6 protein-coding genes are annotated in these 5,878 nt (G+C 70.8%); 4 read left to right on the top strand and 2 right to left on the bottom strand.

Going from position 1 to position 5,878, the window contains the following annotated elements; translation table 11 throughout:
* Positions 1 to 1,300, bottom strand: a 1,300-nt coding sequence (locus GT354_RS42375) for a serine/threonine-protein kinase (RefSeq protein ID WP_161362164.1), incomplete at its 3' end; no start/stop codon positions are given.
* Between the two features lie 216 nt (positions 1,301 to 1,516).
* Between GT354_RS42375 and GT354_RS42370 the strand changes: the two genes are divergently transcribed.
* Positions 1,517 to 1,744, top strand: a complete 228-nt coding sequence (locus tag GT354_RS42370; RefSeq protein WP_161362162.1) for a hypothetical protein — start codon at positions 1,517 to 1,519, stop codon at positions 1,742 to 1,744.
* A 191-nt stretch (positions 1,745 to 1,935) separates the two neighbouring features.
* Positions 1,936 to 2,517, top strand: a complete 582-nt coding sequence (locus GT354_RS42365) for a phosphoribosyltransferase family protein (protein WP_161362160.1) — start codon at positions 1,936 to 1,938, stop codon at positions 2,515 to 2,517.
* Between the two features lie 88 nt (positions 2,518 to 2,605).
* Here the strand turns inward: GT354_RS42365 and GT354_RS42360 are convergent, their stop codons facing one another.
* Entirely contained in the window at positions 2,606 to 2,926 is a 321-nt protein-coding gene (locus GT354_RS42360; RefSeq protein WP_161362158.1) for a WhiB family transcriptional regulator, read from the bottom strand.
* A gap of 345 nt (positions 2,927 to 3,271) precedes the next feature.
* On the opposite strand from GT354_RS42360, the gene GT354_RS42355 reads away from it, so the two are divergent.
* Both GT354_RS42355 and GT354_RS42350 read left to right on the top strand, forming a co-directional pair.
* A complete protein-coding gene (locus tag GT354_RS42355) occupies positions 3,272 to 5,167 on the top strand; it encodes a penicillin-binding transpeptidase domain-containing protein (RefSeq protein ID WP_161362156.1) in 1,896 nt (631 codons plus the stop codon).
* 249 nt (positions 5,168 to 5,416) lie between these two features.
* The gene (locus GT354_RS42350; RefSeq protein WP_161362154.1) at positions 5,417 to 5,647 is read left to right on the top strand and encodes a hypothetical protein; all 231 of its coding nucleotides are present in this window, start codon (positions 5,417 to 5,419) and stop codon (positions 5,645 to 5,647) included.
* Positions 5,648 to 5,878 lie beyond the last annotated feature (231 nt).

The raw sequence follows: 5,878 nt of genomic DNA, 5'->3' as shown, positions 1-5,878 counted from the left end.
CGCGCGGCGGCTCGGGGCGCACGGTGTCGTGTCGGGCCGAGTCGTGACGACCCCCGTCGTGGCGGGCGGGCTCGTGCCGGCCGGGCTCGTGCCGGACGGCGTCGTGTCGACCGGAGTCGTGCCGGTCCGGGTCGTGGCGGCCAGGTTCGGATCTGTGCGAGTCGGACCTGTGCGGGTCGGGCCTGTGCTGGTCGTGTCTGCTCGGGTCCTGGCGTGGCCCGGTGCGGCCCTCCGGTGGGCGGCGACCGGAGTCGGTCCGGCTGCTCGACGGGCGCTCGCCGGCGCGAGTGTCCTCGTCACGGCGCAGCGCTTCCCGGCGAGCGCTCTCACGGCGGCCGCGGTCTCGGTCCCGGTCGCGCTCCCGGTGTCCGGGGGCGGTCGCGTCGACGTCGTGCCGACCGGAGCGGACGCCCTTGGGCCCGGGCGCGGGAGTCGTCGGTCCGCCGAACTCCAGGCCGCGCGCGGGAGTTCCGCGTTCGGCCTCGCGCTGGCGGGCGATCACCGCGAGGCGTTCGCGCACCTGTTCGGCGGTGGGCCGCATCCGCGGATCCTTGGACAGGCACGCCGCGATCAACGGCGCGACCTGCTCTGGTACACCCTCCAGGTCGGGTTCCTCGTGCACCACGCGGTACAGCAACGCGTCCACCGGGCCCGACCCGAACGGCGGTGCGCCGCGCCCCGCGTACGCCAGCGTGACGCCGAGGGCGAATATGTCGGTGGCCGGCGTCACCGTTTGCCCGCGCACCTGTTCGGGGGCGAGAAATCCCGGTGAGCCCACGGCCGTTCCGGTGACGGTGAGGGTGCCGGCGCCGTCCGCGTACGCGATGCCGAAGTCGATGATCTGCGGCCCGTCGGGCGACAACAGGATGTTGGAAGGCTTGACGTCGCGGTGCACGACGCCGACCGCGTGCACGGACACCAGGCCGTCGGCCACCGCCGAGCCGACCCTGGCCAGGTCCAGGCAACCCAGCGGGCCGCGGTCGCCGACGCGGCGTTGCAACGAGGGCCCCGGGACGTACTCGGTGGCCAGCCACGGGCGTTCGGCGTTCGGGTCGGCGTCCACCAGGGGGGCCGTCCGGTTGCCGCGCACCATCGCCGCGGCGGCCACCTCACGGGCGAAGCGCGAGCGGAACTCCGGGTTGCCCGCGAGCTCTTGGCGGATCAGCTTGAGCGCGACCTTCTTGCCGTGCCGGTCCACGCCGAGGTAGACCACGCCCATGCCGCCGGCGCCCAGACGACGAAGCAGCCGATAGGACCCGACGATGCGCGGATCCTGCCGACGCAGCCGCACCATCGTCATGTGTGTCCGGTCCCCTCGTGTTCGTCCTGCGTCCGGACTGCGTGTGCCCGGATCCCCTGTGCGACACACGTTAGAGGAACCCCGGCGTCCGGCGCGGTAACGCGCCCCCGAGTCGGGCGGGGGCCACTCCCGACGAGCCGTCGAACGCGGGTGGACACACGCCGCGATGTCGGACCTGTGCGAGAAGATGGGGGTAATCGGTCGAAGGGGGCTCATATGAAGGGCGATCGGGTCGAGATAGTGGTCGACGCCGGCGACAGCACCAAGACCTACGAGATGACGGCGACGCGCGCGGGGCGGCGATTGGACGTCGCGGTCCGCCGGGGTGTCGTCGAGGTGAGCGAACTGACCCGCACGGGAACGGTCGTGCGCACCGCGCGATTCATGGCCAGTCGCGTACTGGCCCTGGTCGAACAGCCGTTGGACCGCCCCGAAGCCGACTAGCGACCCGCTGGGGAGTCGGGCCGTGGCCGGCCCGGGCCGGCCCGCGACCTCGGCCGGCAACCCGACCGCGTACGAACGGCGCAACGGTCGGCGCGTCGGCGGGGTCGGCCCCGCACCGGTATCTTGGCCGGTCGAAGCCCTGGTCGAAGATCGAGACGACCCGGTGCGGGAACGGAAGGCGGTACCCCGAGATGACGAGCCGCCAGCGGGCTGTGGGCGCCCTTCCCGTCGCGCAGCGACTCGTGGACGCGTTCGCGTGGCGGCAGACCCCGGTGGGCACGTTCGCGGACCCGTCCGGCTGGTGGCACGACCCCGAGGTGCTCGCGATGTTGGGCCCCGGCCTGGGCGGCCTGCACGAGGATGCCGCGCCGACGGTCGTCGTGGGCATCGAGACCCGCGGCCTGGTCCTGGGCCCGATCACGGCGCTGCATCTGGGGGTCGGCTTCGTCGAGATCCGCAAGGACCGTCGGATCGTGGGCGACGCGCAGCGCCCCGCCGACGACCCCATGCTGCGCGCGGCCACCCCGCCCGAGTATCAGGACGGCGGCCTCACCCTCGTCGTCCCGGGCAGGCTGTTTCGCCCCGGCGACCGCGTGCTCCTGGTCGACGAGTGGATCGAGACCGGCGCGCAGGCCAGCGCGGTGCGGCGGATGGTCACCGAGGCCGGCGCCGACTGGATCGGCGCGGCCGTGGTGGTCGACGCGTGTGCCCCCCACGTGCGAACGCGTCTGGATGTGCGTGGTCTGCTGACCGAGGACGACCTGCCGGCCTGAAGCCGGCCCGAAGCAGGCATGGACGCTGCACGCATCCGGCCCGGACCCGGTCGTGACCGCCGCCCGCGCGGCGACCGGCGACGGTGCGCTATGCGGCCGTCGTGGTCTCCTCCCGTTGTTCCTGCTGCTCACGCAGTTCCTGTTCGCGCAGCAGCGCCGCCCGTTCGGTCTCGCCCAGACCGGCCCAAACCCCGCGGCGTTCCGGTACGGACATCGCGTGCTCGTGGCAGCGACGTCGCACGGGGCAGGACAGGCACACCTTCTTGGCGACCCGCTCGCGTGCCCGGCGCTCGCCGGGCCGCTCCTGGTCGTCGCCGAAGAAGAGGCCCGCGTCCAACCCCCTGCATGCCGCGTCTTCCTGCCACCCATAGCGCGGTGGTGTCGGAATGGCGATCCGTGTGGTCCCCATCGCCCCGTTCTCCTCCTGCTCGACGGTGCCAACGGCCGTATCGGGGCCTCCGTGCCGGCAGGCCCTATGTCCCTACCGACGCACCGGATGGGGCACCGGTTTCCTCGCACAGCGAATTCGGCTCCCGATCGGGCAGGGTTGAGGGCGATCCCTCACCGACGGGTCTCCGAGGTCCGACTTTTCGGTCGTCACGGCCTTCCCGGCCGGTCCGACGACATCAACAACCGGGTCACAAGTCGGTCGCACGCCTGCCCGATGGGAAAACGGCGCGGGTGCTCCCGGTAGCGTGACGGGGACCGTCGACGGGCCGTCGGCGGTGATGGACGGACGTTCGGGAGGAATCTGGTGGGCAGGAAGATGCGGCGGATCCCGGCGGCTGTGCCCTTGGCACTGTCCGTCGTCGTAGTGGCCGCGTTGACCGGGTGCAGCGACAGTGGTGGCGAGAAGAAGAAGGACACGTCCGAGCAGATGGCCAGGGACTTCCTGACCGCCTGGCAGGGCGATGACCTGGCCAAGGCCGCGTCTCTGACGGACAACCCCACCTCGGCGCAGCAGGGCCTGGACACGACACACAAGCAACTGGGCATCGTGAAGGCCGAGTACAAGGCCGGGAGTTACACCAAGGGCGCCGACAACGCGCCGTCGACGCTGTCGTACAGCGCGTCGTTGACGCTCAAGGGCGTGCCGGACCCGGTCAAGATCGATTCGTCGATCCCGGTGGCCACGGTCAACGGCAAGACGGCGGTGCACTGGACGAACACGATCGTGCACCCGCAACTCGCCGACAGCGGCAAGATCAAGCGCGAGCGCACGCCGCCCAAGCGCGGCTCGATCCTCGACCGGGCGGGCAACCCGCTCGCGACCGCGACGCCCGTGGTGAATCTCTCCCTGTGGCCGGCGAAGATCAAGAACCCCGACGCGCTGTACAGCGCGCTCTCGGCGCCGCTCTTCGACCTGGACATCCCCAAGCTCAAGGAGCGGGTGTCCAAGGCCGACCCGAACCAGGCCGTCGCCCTCGTGGTCCTGAAGAAGGACAAGTGGGACAACGAGGGGCAGCCGAAGCTCGCGGGCCTGCCCGAGATCCAGGTCAAGGAGGACACCCGGCAGACCGGCGACGTCGCGAAGCAGATCGTCGGCACGGTCGGCTCGGGTGACAACGCGGACCTGCTCAAGAACGCCGACCCGAGCGCGTCGCCCTCCGACGCGGTCGGCGCGTCCGGCCTCCAGTACAAGTTCGAGAAGAAGCTGGCCGGCGTCGCGGACCTGAAGATCACCGTGGTGGACTCGGCCGGTACGGTCAAGGCATCGCTCGTGGACATCAAGGGCAAGCCCTCCGAGCCGATCAAGACCACGCTCGACCCCGGCACGCAGAAGAAGGCCGAGGAAGCGCTCAAGGCGGTCACGGACAACAAGAACGCCTCGATCGTGGTGATCGACAGCAAGACCGGCGGGATCCTGGCCGCGGCGAACACCCCGACGGGTGGTGACAACCGTGCCTTCACCGGCCGCTACCCACCGGGCTCGACGTTCAAGACGGTGTCCTCGGGCGCGCTCCTGAAGGCCGGTCTCAAGCCGACCGACAAGGTGCCGTGTGAGAACACGCTCGTCGTGAACGGCCAGACGTTCAAGAACTACGACGGCCTCCAGCCGATGCCCAACGCGCTGTTCCAGGAAGACTTCGCACAGTCCTGCAACACGGCGTTCATCGGCAACCGGGCCAAGATCCAGGACGACACGCTCAACAAGCTCGCCCAGGAGCAGTTCGGGATCGGCGCCACGTGGGACGTGGGCACGGTGACGTTCGACGGCTCGGTGCCCGTCGCCAAGGGCGAGAACGACAAGGCCGCGTCGATGATAGGCCAGGGACGCGTGTTGGCCAGCCCGCTCGTGATGGCGTCGGTCGCCGCGACGATCGCCTCCGGCAAGTTCCAGCAGCCGGTGCTCACGCCCGACGACGTGCCCAACCGGGTGCCGTCGCACGACCTGGACGCCGACATCGCCGGCCAGCTCAAGGCACTCATGCAGGGCGTGGTCGCCAACGGCTCGGGCAAGAGCCTGCAGGGCATCCCCGGCACGGTCGGCGCCAAGACCGGTACCGCGGAGTTCGACGAGAAGGGTGAGACGCTCACCCACGGTTGGATGATCGCGTTCAAGGACGACATCGCGGTCGCGGTGCTCGTCGAGAAGGGCAAGTCGGGTGGTTCGGCGGCCGGTCCGGTCGTGAACGCCTTCTTGCGCTAGCTCTCGTGGGTGGCGTCGGGCGACGGCTCGACGCCCCCCGATCAAGCGGATCCGAGATGTGACGAACCACCTTCGAAAGGCCCCGGCGCGCGTTGCGTACCGGGGCTTTTCGGTGCGCCCCGTGCGCCCTCCGGGGCTCCCGGTGTGACTCTTGAGACACCTGGACACCGGGCTGACGCGATGCGAGCGTGAGTGCTGACCGGCAATGACCGCGGCGATCGTTTTCGCTCTCCGAAGGGAGTCGACGTCATGTCGAACAATGTCACTCTGGTGGCCCGGGTCCCCGTGCTGCCCTCCGCCGACGCGGACCGTCCGATCGAGCTGAGATTCGGCCCGCACACCGATGCCGAGGGTCGGCCCACCCAGGAGTGGACCGTCGAGCGCCTGACCGCCGCCCAGGCGGCCAATCTCGTCGAAGACCTGGCCGCGGCGCTCGGCCTGAGCGTGGTGAGTCCCGCCGAACTGCGGGTGGTGTCCTGAGCGACACCGCACCGCGCCCCACACGTCCCACTCGCGAGGCGCCGGTGCGCCGTACGGGTGGGACGCGTGCGTGCGCGAGGGTTTCGGGGCGTACGCACCGCGTCGGCGCTCCACAATGGCCGCGTGACCAGCCAGGCCGAGGAAGTCAGGGAAGTCGGGACCGTCGCGACGGCTGCCGGAGAGGTCGATGAAAGTGTGCCGAAAGCGCCGCCGACACAGCGGGCCGCGCTG

The organism is Streptomyces sp. SID3343, from assembly GCF_009865215.1.
In the GTDB taxonomy this organism is placed as follows: Bacteria; Actinomycetota; Actinomycetes; order Streptomycetales; family Streptomycetaceae; genus Embleya.
This window is presented reverse-complemented; position numbering and strand designations above follow the sequence as displayed.